Annotated in this window: 18 protein-coding genes; 14 read left to right on the top strand and 4 right to left on the bottom strand. The window is 70.3% G+C overall.

Features of this window, described 5'->3' with window-relative positions:
- The first annotated feature begins 110 nt into the window (after positions 1-110).
- The 9 genes from ACFVWD_RS18860 (at position 111) to ACFVWD_RS18820 (ending at position 7,517) form a co-directional block, all read left to right on the top strand.
- The gene (locus tag ACFVWD_RS18860) at positions 111-746 is read left to right on the top strand and encodes a riboflavin synthase (protein ID WP_101406323.1); all 636 of its coding nucleotides are present in this window, start codon (positions 111-113) and stop codon (positions 744-746) included.
- Complete coding sequence (gene pnuC, locus ACFVWD_RS18855) at positions 743-1,387, top strand: nicotinamide riboside transporter PnuC (RefSeq protein WP_389597393.1); 645 nt, start codon at positions 743-745, stop codon at positions 1,385-1,387. The genes ACFVWD_RS18860 and pnuC overlap by 4 nt, the downstream gene beginning before the upstream one ends.
- Positions 1,384-2,682, top strand: a complete 1,299-nt coding sequence (locus ACFVWD_RS18850; protein ID WP_389597391.1) for a bifunctional 3,4-dihydroxy-2-butanone-4-phosphate synthase/GTP cyclohydrolase II — start codon at positions 1,384-1,386, stop codon at positions 2,680-2,682. The genes pnuC and ACFVWD_RS18850 overlap by 4 nt, the downstream gene beginning before the upstream one ends.
- A 22-nt stretch (positions 2,683-2,704) precedes the next feature.
- On the top strand, positions 2,705-3,190 hold the full coding sequence (gene ribH / locus ACFVWD_RS18845; RefSeq protein ID WP_067366149.1) for a 6,7-dimethyl-8-ribityllumazine synthase: 486 nt from the start codon (positions 2,705-2,707) through the stop codon (positions 3,188-3,190).
- Between the two features lie 34 nt (positions 3,191-3,224).
- Positions 3,225-3,497, top strand: a complete 273-nt coding sequence (locus ACFVWD_RS18840; protein ID WP_015661856.1) for a phosphoribosyl-ATP diphosphatase — start codon at positions 3,225-3,227, stop codon at positions 3,495-3,497.
- Positions 3,498-3,554: 57 nt separating this feature from the next.
- Positions 3,555-4,412, top strand: a complete 858-nt coding sequence (hisG, locus tag ACFVWD_RS18835) for an ATP phosphoribosyltransferase (RefSeq protein ID WP_385369939.1) — start codon at positions 3,555-3,557, stop codon at positions 4,410-4,412.
- 17 nt (positions 4,413-4,429) lie between these two features.
- Positions 4,430-4,885 (top strand): PH domain-containing protein, encoded by a 456-nt coding sequence (locus ACFVWD_RS18830; RefSeq protein WP_101406327.1) that lies wholly within the window; start codon positions 4,430-4,432, stop codon positions 4,883-4,885.
- Positions 4,886-5,088: 203 nt separating this feature from the next.
- Positions 5,089-6,423 (top strand): hemolysin family protein, encoded by a 1,335-nt coding sequence (locus tag ACFVWD_RS18825; protein ID WP_389597389.1) that lies wholly within the window; start codon positions 5,089-5,091, stop codon positions 6,421-6,423.
- Complete coding sequence (locus ACFVWD_RS18820; RefSeq protein ID WP_389597387.1) at positions 6,420-7,517, top strand: hemolysin family protein; 1,098 nt, start codon at positions 6,420-6,422, stop codon at positions 7,515-7,517. Before ACFVWD_RS18825 ends, ACFVWD_RS18820 begins: the two co-directional genes overlap by 4 nt.
- A 259-nt stretch (positions 7,518-7,776) precedes the next feature.
- Here ACFVWD_RS18820 and ACFVWD_RS18815 read toward each other — a convergent pair whose 3' ends face one another.
- Entirely contained in the window at positions 7,777-9,642 is a 1,866-nt protein-coding gene (locus ACFVWD_RS18815) for an AAA family ATPase (RefSeq protein ID WP_168507204.1), read from the bottom strand.
- 435 nt (positions 9,643-10,077) lie between these two features.
- Positions 10,078-10,698, bottom strand: coding sequence for a uridine kinase (locus ACFVWD_RS18810; RefSeq protein WP_389597453.1), 621 nt, complete (start codon positions 10,696-10,698; stop codon positions 10,078-10,080).
- A gap of 242 nt (positions 10,699-10,940) precedes the next feature.
- Between ACFVWD_RS18810 and ACFVWD_RS18805 the strand changes: the two genes are divergently transcribed.
- Positions 10,941-12,299: a peptidase C39 family protein gene (locus ACFVWD_RS18805; RefSeq protein ID WP_389597385.1), complete on the top strand. Its 1,359-nt coding sequence runs from the start codon at positions 10,941-10,943 to the stop codon at positions 12,297-12,299.
- Between the two features lie 63 nt (positions 12,300-12,362).
- On the opposite strand, the gene ACFVWD_RS18800 is transcribed toward ACFVWD_RS18805, so the two are convergent.
- Positions 12,363-13,862 (bottom strand): M1 family metallopeptidase, encoded by a 1,500-nt coding sequence (locus tag ACFVWD_RS18800; protein ID WP_389597384.1) that lies wholly within the window; start codon positions 13,860-13,862, stop codon positions 12,363-12,365.
- A gap of 237 nt (positions 13,863-14,099) precedes the next feature.
- On the opposite strand from ACFVWD_RS18800, the gene ACFVWD_RS18795 reads away from it, so the two are divergent.
- Entirely contained in the window at positions 14,100-14,246 is a 147-nt protein-coding gene (locus tag ACFVWD_RS18795) for an SCO1431 family membrane protein (RefSeq protein ID WP_107096575.1), read from the top strand.
- A gap of 165 nt (positions 14,247-14,411) precedes the next feature.
- Entirely contained in the window at positions 14,412-15,071 is a 660-nt protein-coding gene (locus tag ACFVWD_RS18790) for a TetR/AcrR family transcriptional regulator (protein ID WP_389597382.1), read from the top strand.
- Positions 15,072-15,122: 51 nt separating this feature from the next.
- Here the strand turns inward: ACFVWD_RS18790 and ACFVWD_RS18785 are convergent, their stop codons facing one another.
- Positions 15,123-16,358 carry a glycoside hydrolase family 18 protein gene (locus ACFVWD_RS18785; RefSeq protein WP_389597380.1) on the bottom strand — a complete coding sequence of 412 codons (1,236 nt, stop codon included), beginning with the start codon at positions 16,356-16,358 and terminating at the stop codon, positions 15,123-15,125.
- A 351-nt stretch (positions 16,359-16,709) separates the two neighbouring features.
- On the opposite strand from ACFVWD_RS18785, the gene ACFVWD_RS18780 reads away from it, so the two are divergent.
- Entirely contained in the window at positions 16,710-17,903 is a 1,194-nt protein-coding gene (locus ACFVWD_RS18780) for an acyl-CoA dehydrogenase family protein (RefSeq protein WP_389597378.1), read from the top strand.
- A 422-nt stretch (positions 17,904-18,325) separates the two neighbouring features.
- Positions 18,326-19,453, top strand: a complete 1,128-nt coding sequence (locus tag ACFVWD_RS18775) for a hypothetical protein (protein WP_389597377.1) — start codon at positions 18,326-18,328, stop codon at positions 19,451-19,453.
- Positions 19,454-19,457: the final 4 nt, after the last annotated feature.

The raw sequence follows: 19,457 nt of genomic DNA, 5'->3' as shown, positions 1-19,457 counted from the left end.
TTCGGGACGTGTCGCCCCATGCGGCTCGCTCCCGGTGTCGCAGTCCGCTCATTCTGTCGTCATCGACAGGCCCCGGAGTCCGTGCCCCATGAGGCAGGAGGACCCGGGAAGTGTTCACCGGAATCGTCGAAGAGCTGGGTGAGGTCACCGCCGTCGAAATTCTCGACGACGCCTCCCGTTTCCGTCTGCGCGGCCCCGTCGTCACGCAGGGCGCACAGCACGGCGACTCCATCGCCGTGAACGGCGTCTGTCTCACGGTCGTCGAACACGAAGGCGACGAATTCACCGCCGACGTCATGGCCGAAACCCTGGACCGCTCCAGCCTCGGCGCCCTGACCGTCGGCTCCCGCGTCAACCTGGAACGCCCGATGGCCGTGGGCGAGCGCCTCGGCGGCCACATCGTCCAGGGTCACGTCGACGGCACGGGCACGGTCATCGAGCGCAAGCCGTCCGAGAACTGGGAGATCGTGAAGGTCTCCCTCCCCGCGGACCTCTCCCGCTACGTGGTCGAGAAGGGCTCCATCACCGTCGACGGCATCAGCCTGACGGTGGTCGACGCGGGCCCCGACTTCTTCACCGTCAGCCTCATCCCCACCACCCTCGACCTCACCACGCTCGGCCACAAGCAGGCCGGCGACCCGGTCAACCTCGAGGTGGACGTCATCGCCAAGTACGTCGAGCGACTGCTCGGCGCCCGCGGCGAGCAGCCGGTCGCGCTGCCCGACACCCAGGGGAGCGGGCAGTGAACTGGCTGAACTCCGAGGCGTTCACGCTCCTCGGACAGCACATCAAGTGGTCGGACATGATCGGCAACATCGTCGGTCTGATCGGCCTCGCGCTGGGCTGGCGGCGCTCCATATGGAGCTGGCCCGTCCAACTCCTGTCCGGCGTCATCCTCTTCGCGGCCTTCGCCAGCGGCCATCTCTCCGGCAGTGCCGGAAAGCAGGTCGTGGTCATCGTCGTTGCCCTGTGGGGCTGGTGGCAGTGGAACCGCGGTAAGGCGGAGGGCCAGGACGGTCACATCTCCGTACGGTTCGCCACCTGGCGCGAGCGCGCCTACATGGTGGGCGCCGCGGCCCTGGGCACCCTCGCGGTCAGCGGTCTGTTTCACGCCTACCCGACCCTGTCCTGGGACCCCTGGCCGGACGCGTACATCTTCGTCGGCACGATCGTCGCCATGTACGCGCAGGCCCGCGGCATGGTCGAGTTCTGGTTCGCCTGGCTGCTGGTCGACGTGGTGGGCGTCCCGCTCAACTTCGCCAACGGCTACGCCTTCTCCGGTTTCGTCTACGTCGTCTACGGCGCGCTCGTCCTGTCGGGCATGCGCGACTGGTGGCTGCGCTCCCGCAAGGCCGGGCAGCCCGTCCTGGAAGGAGCCCCCGCATGACCACGGCACCCGTTTGGTACAGCACGGGGCACGATGAAGATGCTTCGGACTTCGCGCTCGACCCGGTCGAGAAGGCCATTGCCGACATCGCGGCGGGCCGACCGATCGTGGTCGTCGACGACGAGGACAGGGAGAACGAGGGCGACCTCGTCATCGCCGCGGAGAAGGCGACCCCCGAGATCATCGCCTTCATGATGAGCGAGTGCCGCGGGCTGATCTGCGCACCCATGGAGGGCGACGAACTCGACCGCCTCCAGCTCCCCCAAATGGTCGAGAACAACACCGAGTCGATGAAGACCGCGTTCACCGTCTCGGTGGACGCCTCCGCCGCCCACGGCGTGTCCACCGGCATCTCCGCGGCCGACCGCGCCACCACGCTGCGGCTGCTGGCCGGCGGCGAGGCCGGGGCGGGCGACTTCGTGCGCCCCGGGCACATCTTCCCGCTGCGCGCCAAGCCCGGCGGTGTCCTCGTCCGCAACGGCCACACCGAGGCCGCCGTCGACCTCGCCCGGCTCGCGGGCCTGCGCCCGGCCGGCGCGATCGTCGAGATCGCCGGGGAGGACGGACGCATGCTCCGTCTGCCCGAGCTGATCCCGTTCGCCCGCAAGCACGGCCTGACGATCATCTCCATCGAGGACCTGATCGCCTACCGCCGTACCGCGGAGCCCACGGTCCGCCGCGAGGCCAAGACACAACTGCCCACCGCCTTCGGCGAGTTCACGGCGTACGGCTACCGCTCCACTGTCGACGGCGTCGAGCACGTCGCCCTCGTGCACGGAGAGATCGGCGACGGCGAGGACGTCCTCGTCCGTGTCCACTCCGAGTGCCTGACCGGCGACATCTTCCACTCGCTGCGCTGCGACTGCGGCCCCCAGCTCCAGACCTCCATGGAGCGCATCCAGGCCGAGGGCCGGGGCGTCGTGGTCTACCTGCGTGGGCACGAGGGGCGCGGCATCGGCCTGCTGTCCAAGCTGCGCGCCTACGAGCTCCAGGAGCGCGGCCGCGACACCCTCGACGCCAACCTGGAACTCGGCCTGCCCGCCGACGCCCGGGACTACGGCGCGAGCGCGCAGATCCTGGAGGACCTCGGCGTCCACAGCCTGCGCCTGCTGACCAACAACCCCGACAAGACCGACGCGCTCGTCCGGCACGGCCTCAAGGTCACGCGCCGGGAGCCGATGCCCGTACAGGCGGGCGAGCACAACCTCCGCTACCTGCGCACCAAGCGGGACCGGATGGGTCACGACCTGCCCTGGCTCGACACGGCCACCGTGTCCGCCTGCGGCAACCAGTAACAAGAAAGCACTGAGGAGAGACGTGAGCGGCAAGGGTGCACCTGAACTGTCCGTACGCAACTGCGGCGACCTGCGCGTCGCGGTCATCGCGGCACAGTGGCACGAAAAGGTGATGGACGGCCTCGTCAACGGCGCGCTGCGCGCCCTGCACGAGCTCGGGATCGACGAGCCGACCCTGCTCAGGGTCCCCGGCAGTTTCGAGCTGCCGGTCGTCGCCAAGGTCCTCGCGGGCCGCGGCTACGACGCGATCGTCGCGCTCGGCGTCGTCATCCGCGGCGGTACCCCGCATTTCGAATACGTGTGCCAGGGTGTCACCCAGGGCCTCACTCAGGTCTCCATCGACACCGGCGTCCCCATCGGCTTCGGCGTGCTGACCTGCGACACCGAGGAGCAGGCCCTCGACCGCGCGGGCATCGAGGGCTCCAACGAGGACAAGGGGCACGAGGCGGTCACGGCCGCCGTGGCGACCGCGGCCACACTGCGCTCAGTATCCGAACCCTGGCACTGAGGCAGGGGCGGTAGCGCGTAGGGTGGGCAGCATCATGTCCAAGAAGACGTTCGAGGAGCTCTTCACCGAGCTCCAGCACAAGGCCGCCACCGGCGATCCCGCCACTTCGCGTACTGCCGAACTTGTCGGCAAGGGCGTCCATGCCATCGGCAAGAAGGTCGTCGAAGAGGCCGCCGAGGTCTGGATGGCCGCCGAGTACGAGGGCAAGGACGCCGCCGCCGAGGAGATCTCGCAGCTCCTCTACCACGTTCAGGTGATGATGGTGGCGCGCGGGATCTCCCTCGACGACGTGTACGCCCACCTCTGAGCCGTAAACCCCGCAATCCCGTACGTTTCGTACGCACGAACGAAGGAAGCCGACCTCATGCTGCGCATCGCCGTCCCCAACAAGGGTTCCCTGTCAGGCCCTGCGGCGGAGATGCTGCATGAGGCCGGCTACCAGCAGCGCCGGGAGTCCAAGGAACTGCGCATCGTCGACCCGGGCAACGAGGTCGAGTTCTTCTACCTCCGCCCCCGCGACATCGCGATCTACGTCTCCTCCGGCCGCCTCGACATCGGCATCACCGGCCGCGACCTGCTCATCGACTCGGGCGCCAACGCGGAGGAGATCCTCCCGCTCGGCTTCGCCCGCTCGACGTTCCGCTTCGCCACTAAGCCCGGCACCGCCAAGGGCATCGAGGACCTCGGTGGCATGACGGTCGCCACCTCCTACGAGGGCATCGTGGCCAAGCACCTCGCCGACAGCGGCATCGACGCCTCCGTCGTCCACCTCGACGGTGCCGTCGAGACCGCGATCGAACTCGGTGTCGCCGAGGTCATCGCGGACGTCGTCGAGACCGGCACCTCGCTGCGCAACGCGGGCCTCGAGGTCTTCGGCGACCCGATCATGAAGTCCGAGGCCGTCGTCATCCGCCGCGTCGGGGCCGACACCTCCGAGGAGGCCGAGCCCAAGGTGCAGCAGTTCCTGCGCCGCCTCCAGGGCGTCCTGGTCGCACGGACGTACGTGATGATGGACTACGACTGCCGCGCCGAGCACCTGGAGAAGGCCGTCGCCCTCACGCCCGGCCTGGAGTCGCCGACCATCTCCCCGCTGCACAACGAGGGCTGGGTCGCCGTCCGTGCCATGGTGCCCGCCAAGGAGGCCCAGCAGATCATGGACGACCTGTACGCGCTCGGTGCGCGGGCCATCCTGACCACGGCCATCCACGCATGCCGCCTCTGAGGACCCCGACCGAAGCCATGCCCGACCTTCCCACGCTCCCCGTCACGTTCCGGCCGTCCCTCACCCGGGCCGTGCTGCTCACCGCGGGCGTTGCGATCTTCGTCGTCATAGCGACGGTCGCGATGCTCCTCGAACAGCTCAGCCCGGGGGAGAAGCTCAGCTTCGTCTTCATCGGCGCGCTGCTCTTCGGTGTTCTGCTGATGCTCTCGCGGCCCAAGGTCGTCGCCGACGAGACCGGCGTCACCGTGGTGAACATCACCAGCAGGCGACACCTGGAGTGGGCGGAGATCCTCCAGGTCAACCTGCGCCCCGGCGACCCCTGGGTGTTCCTCAACCTCAGCGACGGCACCAGCCTGCCCGCGCTCGGCATCCAGCCGGGCATCGCCAAACAGCGCGCGATCGAGGACGCCCGCGCCCTGCGCGCGCTCGCCGAGGCCCGCTCCATCGGCGACCCGGAGCAACATCACGGCTGACTCTCGGCCTTCCACCCTGCCGAACGGGCCCATGTCTTGATTAATCTGTTGGCGGAGGCGTTTTCGTTGCGCCTCCGCCACTGATGTTGCACATGGTGACTCAGAGGCCCCCTGCTACCCGAGGAGTGACTCCCTCCAGCGATGGACGGATCGTCCTGTAGTACCTGCGCCGCCCCCTCCCGACATATCGAGGCGGCGGCATCATGACCATCCCCCTGCTGCTCCTTGGGGCGGCGTTCCTGCTGATTCTCGCCAACGGCTTCTTCGTGGCGGCCGAGTTCGGCCTTGTCACGGTCGAGCGGCCCGACGCCGAGAAGGCGGCGGCCGAAGGCGACCGACGGGCCGCTACGGTCGTCGAATCGCTCAAGGAGCTGTCCTTCCAGCTCTCCGGCACCCAGCTCGGCATCACCATCACCTCGCTCGTCGTCGGCATGCTCGCCGAACCCGCGCTCGCCGAACTGCTGCACGGACCCTTCGCCGCGCTCGGAGTGCCCGAGGGCGCCGTGTCCGGTGTCGCCGTGGTGGTCGGCATGCTGCTCGCCGCGGCCGTGCAGATGGTGATCGGCGAACTCGTGCCCAAGAACTGGGCGGTCTCCAAGCCGCTTCAGGTCGCCCGCTTCGTCGCGGGCCCGCAGCACGTCTTCTCCCGCCTCTTCCGGCCGGTGATCGCCGCGCTCAACACGGTCGCCAACCGGCTCGTACGGGCCCTGGGCGTCGAACCCGCCGAGGAGCTGGCCTCCGCCCGTACCCCCGGCGAGCTCGTCTCCCTGGCCCGGCACTCGGCCCAGGCCGGCGCGCTGGAGCAGGACACCGCGGATCTCTTCGTACGGACCATCTCGCTCGCCGACCTGACCGCGCAGCACGTCATGACCCCGCGGGTACGGGTCAGCGCCCTCCAGTCCTCCGCCACGGCCGAGGACGTCGTCAACCTCACCCGCGCCACCGGCCTCTCCCGCTTCCCCGTCTACCGGGAGCGGATCGACGAGATCGTCGGCATGGCGCACCTCAAGGACGCCCTGGCGATCCCGTCCCAGGACCGGCTGCGCACCCCCGTCGGCCGGATCGCCCAGGCCCCGCTGCTCGTCCCGGAGACACTGCCCGTGCAGCCCCTGCTCGAACAGCTGCGCAACCAGCAGCCGATCGCCGTCGTCGTCGACGAGTACGGCGGTACGGCGGGCGTGGTCACCCTGGAGGACATCGTCGAGGAACTCGTCGGCGAGGTCCGCGACGAGCACGACGCCAAGGACCTGCCGGAGCTCGCCGCCGTGCCGCCCGAGGACGGGCGGCCCGCCTGGGACGCGGACGGCAGCTGCCGGGTCGACGTCCTGCAGCGCATAGGCCTCGACGTGCCCGAGGGCCCGTACGAGACCGTCGCGGGCCTCGTCGCCGATCTGCTCGGCCGGATCCCGGCCCCCGGCGACAAGGCCGAACTGCCCGGCTGGCGTCTGTCGGTACGCCAGGTCGGGCACTACCGGGCCGAACGGGTCCGGCTGGTCAGGACCGCCGACGCGGTTGCCGCGCCGGAGGCCGTCCGATGAGCGTGCTCCAACTCCTGTTCGCCGTGCTGCTGGTGCTCGCCAACGGATTCTTCGTCGGCGCCGAGTTCGCGCTCGTCTCCGTGCGGCGCAGTCAGATCGAACCCCTCGAGTCCGCGCGGGCCCGTCAGGTCCTGTACGGCCTGGAGCGGCTGCCGCAGATGATGGCGGCGGCCCAGTTCGGCATCACCATCTGCTCCTTGACGCTCGGCGCGGTGGCCGAACCGACGGTCGCCCACCTGCTGGAGCCCGTCTTCGAGGCGGTGCACCTCCCCGAAGGGGTGATCCACCCCCTCGGATACGTCATCGCGCTCGCCCTCGTCGTCTTCTTCCACCTCGTCATCGGCGAGATGGTCCCGAAGAACCTGGCGATGGCCGCGCCCGAGAAGACGGCACTGTGGCTGAGCCCCGGCCTGGTGGCCTTCGCGCGCCTGTGCCGTCCCGTCACCGTCGCCCTGGGCGCCTGTGCCCGCCTCATCCTGAAACTCTTCCGGGTCGAACCCAAGGACGAGGTCGAGGCGGTCTTCACGAGCGAGCAGCTCAACCGGCTCGTCGAGGACTCCGGTCAGGCGGGTCTGCTGGACCCCGAGGAGCAGGAACGCCTCGAAGACGCCCTGGAACTGGGCTCCCGCCCGGTCACCGACGTCCTCCTGGACCACGACTCCCTGGTCACCGTCGGCCCCTCCGTCACTCCCGGCCAGGTCGTCGCGCTCACCGCCCGCACCGGGTACTCCCGGTTCCCGGTTGTCGCGGAGAACGGCGCCTTCATGGGCTATCTCCATGTGAAGGACGTACTCGACCTGGAGGAGTCCGAACGGGCGGTTCCCCAGCACCTGTGGCGGCACATGACCACCCTGAGCTCCGAACTCCCGCTGGACGACGCCCTGACGGTGATGCGCCGCGCCGCGACGCACCTCGCGCAGGTCGCGGACGCGTCGGGGAAGGTTCTGGGTCTTGTCACGCTGGAGGACGTCCTGGAGCTCCTGGTCGGCGAGGTACGCGACCCGGCCCATCGGGACGTCGGCGCTGCCGCTGTGGCCACGCCGCTCACGGAACCCCGCCTCAGTGAGACCCCGGAGCAGGCCCTGGCAACCTGACGCCACCGTGTGGGGAGCCGCTCGCGCAGCTCCCCACATTTTCAGACCGGGGCTACGCCCCGAGTCCCCCTGCGCCTGGTTGTTGGGCTGCGGGGTGGTGGGGCTGGTCGCGCAGTTCTCCGCGCTCCTGGGTCGGGGCTGCGCCCCGATTTCTGCTGGGCCTGGTTGTTGGGCTGTGGGGTGGTGGGGGTTGCTCGCGCAGTTCCCCGCGCCCCTGAGGGCCTCGGCGCATCCGGCGTTCGAGGCCGGGGGACGCCGGTCACATTGCTGACGGGTCTTGGGGGCCCCGGCCCGACAGCACCTCCCCGTACGCCTGCATAAGGTCCGGCAGCCGGAGTGTCGACAGGTCGTCGCGGGAGGGCGTGTTCGGGTAACCGGAGAGACGGAGGTCCCGGTACGCGCAGCTCTTCTCGTACAGGGTCCGCAGGAACCGGCCGTTGCCGAGTTCGTCGATCCAGCCCTGATCGACCACATGCCCGGCGATGGAGCGCAGCTCGTCGAGCGCCTCCTCGTCCCAGATGTCACCGTTCTCGGCGGCGAGCACCTCACCGATGGAGGTGAGTTCCAGGGGGCGGTAGGAGGGGAAGTCGACCCGGGTGGTGAAGCGGGAGGAGAGGCCGGGGTTGGCGGCCAGGAGGCGGTCCATGCCCTCTGGGTAGCCGGCGAGGATGACGACGAGGTGGTCGCGGTTGTCCTCGGCCCGCTTCAGCAGCACCTGCAGCGCCTCGTCCCCGTACGCGTCCCCCTTGCCGTAGCCCGAGTTCGACAGCGCGTACGCCTCGTCCACGAAGAGGACCCCGCCGATCGCCGAGTCGATCAGCTCGTTGGCCTTGACGGCGGTCTGGCCCAGGTACTCGCCCACAAGATCCGCCCGCTGTGCCTCCACGAGGTGGTCACCGCCGAGCAGACCGAGCGCGTAGAAGACCCGTCCGAGAATGCGAGCCACCGTGGTCTTGCCGGTGCCCGAGGGGCCGGAGAAGACGAAATGGCGCTTCGGCGGCTGGACGGGCAGGCCCTGTCCGGCCCGCAGTCGCGCCATGTTCAGCTGCGCCGACAACGCCTTGACCTGCCGCTTCACCGGCTCCAGCCCGACCATGCGCTCCAGTTCGGCCAGCGCTTCGTCAAGTAAGGCGGGGTCGGTCGGCCCGGCCGGCAACGGTTGCACCGGCACCACGGCCTTCTCGCGCACCACGTCGGTCTCCGGCGGCAACGCGCCCGGCGGGAGAGGATCGGGCTCCGAGAGCTTCAGGTCGCGGCCCTCGGCGCCGAAGAGCGGATCGATCCCGTCGGGGCCGTCCATGACATCCTGCCCGACCCCGGCGAGGGTGATCGCCGCGAGGTCGGCGGCGGCATCGTCGTACCCGTCGCCCTCGGAGATCGCGGCCAACCGGGCCGAGGTGTCCATGAAGGCCGGGTCGACGCGGTGCACCGCCCGGTACAGAGGGAGCGCGGCGGCCGACCGCCCGGTGCCCTCGTGGGCCCGCGCGAGCCAGTACCGCAGCTCCTTGCGCTGGGGCTGCTCGCTGCGACAGCGCATCAGCGCGGAGGACAGGAGCGGCTCCGCCTGGCCGAACATCTCCAGGCGGACCCGGGCCATGCCGCCGAAGAGGCCGGCCTCTATGCCCAGCATGGGGTCGTCGATCAGCGGATCCGTGTGCCGGACCAGCTGTTCCCAGTCCTTGACCAGATAGGCACGGCAGGCGTGCAGAAACCGCACCTGATGATCGGCGTCGACCGGCGGCAGCCCCGCGAGAGCCCGGTCCAGCTCGGGCACATGGCGGCCGTCCAGCCAGTGCGAGGCGTGCGCGAGCAGCAGATCGCGCGGGCTCTCCAGCACCGGCTGCACCCACCAGCCCAGCCAGTACCAGGAGTTGAGCGTGCGCCGGTGCCGCGAGCGCTGCTCACCGAAGCGGTCCCGGTGCCGGAACATCCGCAGCAGCGCGGTCGTCGTGTCCACCCGCAGCGCGTGCAGTCCGAGCCAGCCGTCCGCCATCCCCGGGTCCATCCGGACCGCGGTGCGGAACTCCTCCTCCGCCTGCGGATAGGCGCCCATGGTGTAGGCGTCCACACCTCGCATCCAGGCGAGGTCGGCCGGGGCCTCCGGGCCCTGCATGCCGAAGTCCATCACGTCCCCCACAAACCGTGCCCCCGATGGTTCTGCGAACGGGCCGGTGCCCGTCGGCAGCTTTGGTCGAACCCCTGTGCCGCGGACGGGAGTTGCACCGGTGCGCAGAGCAGCCGTCCGAAGGTCGCACCGAGAGGCATCGTACCTGCGGTTCATGGGCGTGCCGAAGGGTGCCGCACGCCCCGTTCCACGAGGTGGGAGCAGATGGGGCGCACTTGACTCGGTGACCGAGGGTGAGCGGATCGCGGCGCGGAGCGCCCGAAAAGAGAGGGTGTGGGCAGAACGAAGCCCCCGATCACGGGGGAACAACCGGGGGCTTCGCGACTGCGGGCGGCTTCGAAAGACCGCACATTCAGAACGTAAGTCCTGTACGGCCCCCGGGTCAAGCCGAGTTGAGGCACTTGGAGAACTTCCCTCGCAAGGCTCTTCACAGGTTCAGCACATTGCGGACGATCCGTCACCGTGAGTGATGAGCTGGTCTGGTCCAGCGGTCTCAGTGGGTCCCGAAAACACCTCGTATCCCTCAGAACACTGCCGCACCAGAAGATCGGCAAAGGGTCTTGAGGGATCCTCGACGAAATGCTGACGCTCGGCGGCGACCCACCCGGCCCAGAACGCGCTCTGCGCCTCGCCGTCCCGTCGCCGCCCTCGTGTCCAGGCCGCGTCGCGCGCCAGTTCCATCCACAGCAGCCGCGCGAGATACGGGCGCAGCGCCCGGCGTCCGGCGCCGACCCCCTCCAGCAGGATCACGGGCGCGGGCGGCAGTTCGCGGACCGGACCGAAGGCGCGGGCGGTCCAGTCGTACGGCGCGTAGCGCGCCGCTTCGCCCCGGCTCAGCGGTTCCACCACCTGGCCCAGCAGCCGCCGGGTCCAGCCGAACAGCTCCTCGTGCGTCGCGATGTCGTCGAGGTGCAGCACGGGCGCGTCGCCCAGTGCCGCGGCCAGCCGTCCGGTGAAGGTGGTCTTCCCGGAGCCGGCGTGCCCGTCGACGCCGATCAGACGGACGGGTCCGCAGGAGGGCGGCAGGGCGCTCAGGCGCGCGGCGAGATCGCGAATGACGGTTCCCCTGGTGCGGTGAGATGCGGGCGCATCCGCCCGGCGGGCACACGCACCCCTGTACGGGGAACACTCTAGTGGCGGCCGGCGCGCCCCCGCCGGAACCGAGGCGTCGCAGGTCATGCCAGTGGTTCCGACCAATATTGGTGGGCGCGGCACAGGCCGAAGAGCTGGCAGGAGCCGCCTTCCACCGTCCATAGTGGGGAGCCGCCGCTTTCGGACGAACTGGGGGTCCCCCACCCATGACCAGAGCTTCAGCGCCGTCCCGCAGAGCCCTGCTGGCCGTGGCGGTCGCCGCGGCGGCGACCGGTACCGCGGGCTCCGCGGCCGCGGCCACACCGGCCGGGGCGGCGCACACGCACGCGGGTCCCGGCCTCGTGGACAACCGGGCCTGGATCACGTACGCCGACTGGCGGACCGGCACCGCGAAGGGCACGAGGGCCCTCGATGCCGCCCGTCCGGGCCTGGTGATCGCGACCCCGGCCGGCACCGCGGACTACACCGACCCGCACACCGGAAAGACCGCGACCTGGGAGTACGCGACCTGGACCTCCCCGGTCCACCGGCTCGCCGTCCCCGCCACCGAGGCCATCGCCTCCTGGAACGCGCACACACCGGCGGGCACCTGGCTCCAGGTCGAGCTCACGGGCACGTACTCCGACGGCACCGCCACCCCCTGGTACGTGATGGGCCGCTGGGCGGCCGGTGACCAGGACATCAAGCGGACCTCCGTGGACAACCAGAAGGACGGCAAGAGCAGCATCTCGACGGACACCTTCTCGATCGACGACGCGGCCTCGGGCCTGCGCCTCGTCTCGTACCGGCTCCGTCTGACCCTGTACCGCAGCCCGGGCTCCGGGCTCACGCCCACCGTGTGGCGGCTCGGCGCGATGGGCTCCGACATCCCCGACCGCTTCACCGTCCCGGCCTCCACCCCCGGGCTCGCGAAGGAGTTGACGGTCCCGCGCTACTCCCAGGAGATCCACGCGGGCCAGTACCCCGAGTACGACAACGGCGGCGAGGCCTGGTGCAGCCCCACCTCCTCGCAGATGATCATCGAGTACTGGGGGCGCAGGCCCACGGCGGAGCAACTAGCCTGGGTCGACCCGGCCTTCGCCGACCCGCAGGTCTGCCACGCGGCCCGCTTCACCTACGACTACCAGTACGGCGGCTGCGGCAACTGGCCCTTCAACGCGGCGTACGCGGCGACGTACAAGGACCTCCAGGGGGTGGTCACCCGCCTCCGCTCGCTCACCGACCTGGAGACGCTGATCGCCGCCGGCATCCCGGCCATGACGTCCCAGTCGTTCCTGAAGTCCGAGCTGACGGGGGCGGGGTACGGGACCTCGGGCCACCTCATGACCGTCATCGGATTCACCGCGGGCGGCGATGTGATCGCCAATGACCCCGCCTCGCCGGGCGACGACGCCGTGCGCCGGGTCTACAAGCGGCGCGAGTGGGAGAACATCTGGCTCCGTACCAAGAGGTACAACGCCTCCGGGAACGTCGTCTCCGGTATGGGCGGGGTCTGTTACCTGTACTTCCCGGCGAATCCGTCGGCGGGGCAGAGCGAGGCGCTCAAGGCGGTCGGAGTCCGTTGAGTGAGGGGGCGACCCCCGTGGTGCCGCCCCCTCACTCAGCCTCAGTCCCTCACCTCTGGTCCCTCAGCCCTGGACCGGGTTGACCACCCAGTCGGGGTGATTGGGCATCGGCGGGGTCTTGGCGCCGTAGAGCCACGGGTGCAGGAAACCGTCGAGGTCCTGGCCCGCGACCTTGGACGCCAGGTCGACGTAGTCCTGGGTACTGGCGATCTTTCCGCGGTACTCGGTGACCCAGGCCCGTTCGATCTTCCCGAACGTCTCCTGGCCGACCTTCTCGCGCAGCGCGTACAGGACGAGCGTCGAGCCGTCGTACCGCATCCGCTTGAAGAGGTTCGGTTGGGTCGGTTCGGCGGGGGCGCCGTAGTCGTGGCGCCACTGGTCGTGGCTCGCGTACGCCGTCTTCATCGTGGCCTCGAAGTTGTCGCCGCCGTGCGCCTGCGAGTACAGCCGCTCGTAGAAGCGCGCGTGGCCCTCGCTCAGCCACAGGTCGGACCAGGTCTTGATGCCGACGCTGTCGCCGGTCCACTGGTGGGTGAGCTCGTGCACCAGGTTCCGCTCGGCGCCGACCCGGTCGCCGAGCAGGTCGGCCTTCGGGATCAGGGAGAGCGTCTGTGTCTCCAGGGCCACGCCCAGGTCGGTGTCGCCGACGAGGAGGCCGTAGCGGTTGAAGGGGTAGGGACCGAGCCGCTCCTCCAGCCACGCGATGTGGTCGGCCGTGAGCTTGCGGTACTGCTCGGTGGAGGCGACCAGGTCGTCCGGGACCACATCGCGGATGGGCAGCCCGTGCGGCCCGGTGCTGTCGACGAAGGTGAACCTGCCGATCGCCAGCTGGGCGAGCTGGGTGGCGAGGGGCTGTTCCGAGTCGTACGTCCACTTCACGCGCCCGTCCGCCTGCTCGGCGCGGCCGGTGAGCTCGCCGTTGGCAACGGCCGTGAGGCCCGGCGGGGTGGTGATGCGGAAGGTGATCGGGGCGCGCTGGCTCGGGTGGTCGTTCGACGGGAAGATCATCTTGGCGCCGTTGGGCTGCGGGTACAGCACCGTGCCGTCCGGTGTGGGGATCCAGCCGTAGTCCTCGATGGCGTCGTCGCGGTGCCGTACCTGGGTCGGGTCGGCGGTGTAGGTGACCTTGACCGTGAAGGGCTTGCCCTTGGCGAGCGGCTTGGCCGGGGTGATCACCAGTTCGTCGCCGTCGCGCACGGCCTTGGCGGTCGCCCCGTCCACGGTCACCGTGTGCAGGGTGTTGCCCGCGAAGTCCAGGTCGAAGCGGGACAGGGCCTGGGTGGCGGTCGCCTTGACCGTCGTGGCGGCCTCGAAGGGCGTCCTGGGCGCCTGCCAGTCGAAGTCGAGGAGGTAGCGGCTCACCTCGTAGCCGCCGTTGCCGTCGAGCGGGAAGATCGGATCGCCGAGACCCGGCGCACCCGGGGAGGGCGCGGCGGACGGGGAGGTGGGGGCGGACGGGGAGCCGGCGGCTTGCGAGACCGGCCCCGTCAGGGCGGCTGCCACCGTGATCGCCGCCGCCAGAGCGAGGCGGGCTCTGCGGCGAGGCGTCCGGAACGTGCTCATCGAGGACCTTTCGGTTGGCTGACCACTGTCCTGTGAGGAGACCCACACCCCCCGCGCATCGTTGCCGAGAAGCGAGGTATTCGAAGGTGGTCGAAGTGTCCGGCGTGTCCCGTCGAGGGGTTCGGGGTGACCAAGGTCTCTACCGCCGAAACCCGTTCCGGTGGCAAGGTGGTCGGGTCGGTGGGGAGCCGGCGTGAGGCGGGGGATGTCACCGCACCACTACGTCAGCGAGAAACCATGACCGCGAGCTCCGCCACCGCCACCCGACTCCGCGCCCGCACGGGCGGCCCCAAGGACGACGGCCCCAAGATCCTCGAACACGTCGCGGGCTGGACCTTCGTCGTGGTCCTCGCGATGCTCGTCACCCAGCTCGGCCTGCTGTGAACCGAACCGGCGGACCCGCTGTGAACTGAACCGGCGGACGCCAGGCCGAGCCCACACGACAGTTCTCCCCAAGACCGCGCCCAGTCGATCAGAGTCGAACGAGTGGGTGGTACCGGTCTGCCATACTGCCAACGTCCCGCTGGCAGTCGGAGACTAGGGCTGGAATTGAATCATAGTCAACAGCGCGCCGTCGACCGCCCCCGGGCGCGCGGCACCGATCGCTCACTGGCGCGCCGCGCCGAACTCATCGCCATCGGGCGGAAGTTGTTCGCGGACACGTCCTACGACGCGCTGTCGATGGATGACATCGCACGCCAGGCGCATGTCGCCAAAGGGCTGATCTACTACTACTTCAAGTCCAAGCGCGGCTACTACCTCGCGATCGTCGAGGACTCGGTCGCGGACCTGATCTCCCGGGCGGCGAGCGGCCTCGAACTGCCCCCGGCCGACCGGGTGCACCGCACCATCGACGGCTATCTGCGCTACGCCGAGCACAACCAGGCCGCGTACCGCACGATCATCACCGGCGGAGTCGGCTTCGACACCGACGTGCAGGCCATCCGCGAGGGCGTGCGCGAGGTCATCGTCGAGACCATCGCCGAAGGGGCTTACGGCAGACGCAAGATAGCGCCGCTGCCGCGTATGGCGCTGCTCGGCTGGCTCTACAGCGTCGAGGGCGCGACCCTCGACTGGATCGGCCAGCCGGCCCTGCCCCGAGACACGGTCCGTGAGCTGCTGGTGAAGATGCTGGGCGGCGCGATGCGCGCGGTCGAGGAACTCGACCCCTCCTACCGGGCCCCGCAGGCGGCCCGCCGGGAGACCTGAGCGAGGGGCGGGGGCAATCGAACCCCCGCCCCGACTCATGTACGGCACCGGCTAGTTGATCGCCTTGATCAGCTCCCCGTTCGAGGTGTCACCGCTGAGCTCCCAGAAGAAGGTGCCGCCCAGGCCCTGCTGGTTCTTGTAGGTCATCTTCCCCGCGATGGTCGACGGGGTGTCGTAACTCCACCAGTTGGTACCGCACTTGGCGTACGCCGTGCCGCCGACCGTGCCCGTCGCCGGGCACTTCGTCTTCAGCACCTTGTAGTCGTCGATGCCCTGCTCGTACGTTCCCGTGGCCGGTCCGGTGGCCGTGCCGCCGGCGGCCGCCTGGGTGACGCCGGTCCAGCCGCGCCCGTAGAAGCCGATGCCCAGCAGCAGCTTCGAGGCCGGGATGCCCAGGCCCTTGAGCTTCGCGATCGTGGCGGAGGTGTGGTAACCCGCCTTGGGGATACCGGTGTACGAGTTCAGCGGAGAGTGCGGAGCCGTGGGGCCGGTCGCGTCCCAGGCGCCGAAGAAGTCGTACGTCATCGGGTTGTACCAGTCGACGTACTGCGCCGCGCCCGCGTAGTCCGCCGCGTCGATCTTGCCGCCCGCGGTGGCGTCCGCCGTGATCGCCGCGGTGACCAGGTTGCCGGAGCCGAACTTCGCCCGCAGTGCCGCCATCACGTTCTTGAAGGCCGCCCTGCCGCTGGTGTCGCAGGTGTTGCCACAGGCGTTCGGGTACTCCCAGTCGATGTCGATGCCGTCGAAGACGTCCGCCCACTTGGAGTTCTCGACCAGGTCGTAGCAGGACTGCGCGAACGCGGCCGGGTTCTTGGCGGCCTCGCCGAAGCCGCTCGACCAGGTCCAACCGCCGAAGGACCAGAGGACCTTGAGGTTCGGGTGCTTCTTCTTCAGCTTGCGCAACTGGTTGAAGTTGCCGCGCAGGGGCTGGTCCCAGGTGTCGGCGACACCGTCCACCGACTGGTCGGCGGTGTACGCCTTGTCGGTCGCCGCGTAGGCGTCGCCCATGGCGCACTTGCCGCCGGTGACATTGCCGAAGGCGTAGTTGATGTGAGTGAGCTTGGCGGCCGAGCCGGACGTCTCGACGTTCTTGACGTGGTAGTTCCGGTCGTAGACGCCCCATTCCGTGAAGTAGCCGACGACCTTGGAACCGGCGGCCTCCTGGGCCGAGGGGGCCGCGGTGGTCGCGGTGGCCGTGCCCGCGCCGGCGAGCAGTGTGGCGCCGAGGGCGGCGCAACAGGCGGCGGACAGGAGCGCTCGGAAGCGGGGGCGGTGCGGTCGGAGCATCGGTTCTCCTCGTGGGGGAGGGGAGTGTGGGGGAGGCGTGCTGGGACCTGCGCGTGCCGTTTGGCATGAACGCGGTGAGGCGTTGACGGAACAGTAGGAGGACTAGACCAGTGCGTCAATGGTTCGGACCAATTGGGCGGAGCGGTCGGATCGGTTCCCCTTTCTTCCGGTAAGCGGTCGTTAACTGGTGACTCGGTGCCCCCGAGCGGGCATACTCACAGCGCCACAGCCGCTGATCAGGCCGTTCTCCACCCTGGAACGGCAGCATCGGCTGGGCCGTGAGACCCGGCGCCGCCGCCCCACCCCTGGCGCGCGTGCGCCGATGCGCCCGACAGGGAGGAGAGCGTCGCCATGCCCGACCGCGCCCCGCAGCCGGTGGACCGTCAACTGCCCACGGATGATGCCCGGGATCTGATCTCTCTCGTCCGTGACATCGCGCAGCGCGAGATAGCCCCGAAGGCGGCCGAGGAGGAGGACGCCGGACGATTCCCGCGCGAGATATTCGGCCTGCTCTCCGATTCCGGACTGCTCGGGCTGCCGTACGACTCCCAGTACGGCGGCGGTGACCAGCCGTACGAGGTCTACCTCCAGGTCCTCGAAGAGCTCGCCATGGCCCGCCTCACCGTCGGCCTCGGCGTCAGCGTGCACACCCTCTCCTGTCATGCAGTGGCGAACTACGGCACCAAGGAACAGCGGGCCGAGCACCTGCCCGCGATGCTCGATGGCGGCCTCCTGGGGGCCTACTGCCTGTCTGAGCCGTCCTCCGGCTCGGACGCCGCCTCCCTGCGGACGAAGGCCGTCCGGGATGGCGGGGGAGAGGCCGGGAGCGGGGGAGAGTGGGCGATCACGGGCACCAAGGCCTGGATCACGCATGGCGGCGTCGCCGACTTCTACACCGTGCTCGCCCGCAGCGGCGGCGCGGGCCCGCGCGGCATCACCGCGTTCCTGGTGCCCGGCCACGCCGAGGGGCTGAGCGCCGCCCCGCCCGAGAAGAAGATGGGCATGAAGGGCTCGCCCACCGCGCAGGTCCACTTCGACGGCGTACGGGTGTCCGACGGCCGGCGCATCGGCGACGAGGGGCAGGGCTTCGCGATCGCCCTCGCCGCGCTCGACTCCGGCCGGCTCGGCATCGCGGCCTGCGCCATCGGCGTCGCGCAGGCGGCCCTCGACGAGGCCGTCGCGTACGCGACCGGGCGTGAGCAGTTCGGCCGGCCGATCTCCGACTTCCAGGGCCTGCGCTTCATGCTCGCGGACATGGCGACGCGGATCGAGGCGGGCCGGGCGCTCTACCTGGCCGCGGCACGGCTGCGCGACGCGGGGCGGCCCTTCGCCAAGCAGGCCGCCATGGCGAAGCTGCTGTGCACGGACACGGCGATGAAGGTCACCACGGACGCCGTCCAGGTGCTCGGCGGGTACGGCTACACCGCGGACTTCCCGGTCGAGCGCTATATGCGCGAGGCCAAGGTCCTCCAGATCGTCGAGGGCACCAATCAGATCCAGCGGATGGTCATCGCCCGTCACCTCGCGGGGCCGGAGTCACACTGAACTGCCCGTAGCCGTACAGGACCGGTGGCGCCGTCAGCCGGACCCACTCCGGGTCGTGGCGCCCCGGCAGCGTGCGGCCGCGTTCGGCCCAGGCGCGGATCAGCGCGCGGTAGATGGGGGGATCCTGGGCCGGCGGCGCGGCGGCTGCCGGCCGAACCGATTCTGCCGGAGCCGGGACGAAGATCCGGCGAGGCCGCTCGGTCGCCGCGTATGTGGGGGTCATACCGGGGCAACGCGCGGGTGAGCGGCCAGGTCACCCGTCCGCGTAATCGAGCGTGGGTTCGCGGTGGGTCCGTACGGGGGGCGCCCCGACGTGCGGGTGTCTGGCCCCGGGCCGCCATCTGACGTACCGTCAACTGGCGCCGCCGGGGGCCGCACCCTTCCGGGGGACGTCAACCGCCATGCCCCCAGGGAGGCTTGCCGTGCCCGACGACCGCCCCGTTGCCCTCGACGAGTACCCCGTCCACCAGGTGCCCCTGTCCATGAGGGACCTTGCGACCGGGGACCGGAACGCCTACGACCGCTGCATCTTCCATGTCTTCGACCACCAGGGCCGGGCGCTGCTGATCCTGGGGCTCGGCGTTTATCCGAATGTCGGGGTCGTCGACGCGTACGCCACCCTGCGCCTCGGTGACCGCCTGCACGCCGTGCGCGCCTCGGACGCGCTCGGGGACGACCGGATGCGCCTCGCCGTCGGCCCGCTGCGCATCCTCGTCGAGCGCCCCCTGCAGACCTTCGTGCTGAGCTGCGCGGCCGATCCCGCCGACCCGGAGGGACTGTCGTACGAGATCACCTGGACGGCGGACTTCCCGGCCCTGTGGGAGCCGCACCACCTCCAGCGGCGCGGCGGCCGGCTCACGCTGGAGGGCAAACGCTTCGTGCAGGCGGGGCACTGCGAGGGCTGGATCCGGATCGGCGGCGAGGAGATACGCCTGGAGGGCGGCCGCTGGAGCGGCACCCGCGACCGCAGCTGGGGCGTGCGCCCGATCCCGGGGGAGGAGGGCGGCCGGCTCGCGGAGGAGAACCCGACGGAGGGCTTCCACTGGCTGTGGTGCCCGGTCCGGTTCGAGGACCGGTTCCTGATGGTCGTCGTCCAGGAGGACGCCGACGGCTACCGGACGCTGAACGACGCGACGCTCGTACGCAACGGGGAGCGCGACCTGCAACTCGGCTGGCCCCAGGCCGACATCACCTATCGCTCCGGCAGCCGCCACCCCACGTCCGCCGTCATCCACCTCACCCGCCCGGGGGACCGCAAGCCCATGGAGCTGGACGTGGAGGTGCTCACCTCCTCCCCGCTCGCCGTCGGCGCCGGCTATCCGCCCGCCGACGACTGGCAGCACGGCACCTGGGTCGGGCGCGACTGGACCGACCGCCGCGCCTACGACCTCTCCGACCCGGCCGCGCACCCCCGCGCCGCATACGGGGTGATCGACCACGCGGCCCGCTGCACGCTGGACGGGCAGGTCGGCCACGGGATCTTCGAACACGGCTCGTTCGGCCGCCACGACCCGAGCGGCTTCACCGGCTTCGACTCGGTCGCGCCCTGAGGGG

The sequence above is a fragment of the Streptomyces sp. NPDC058086 genome, assembly GCF_042885015.1.
Lineage (GTDB): Bacteria > Actinomycetota > Actinomycetes > Streptomycetales > Streptomycetaceae > Streptomyces.
Note: the sequence above shows the minus strand (reverse complement) of the source record. Positions and strands in the feature narration are given on the sequence as shown.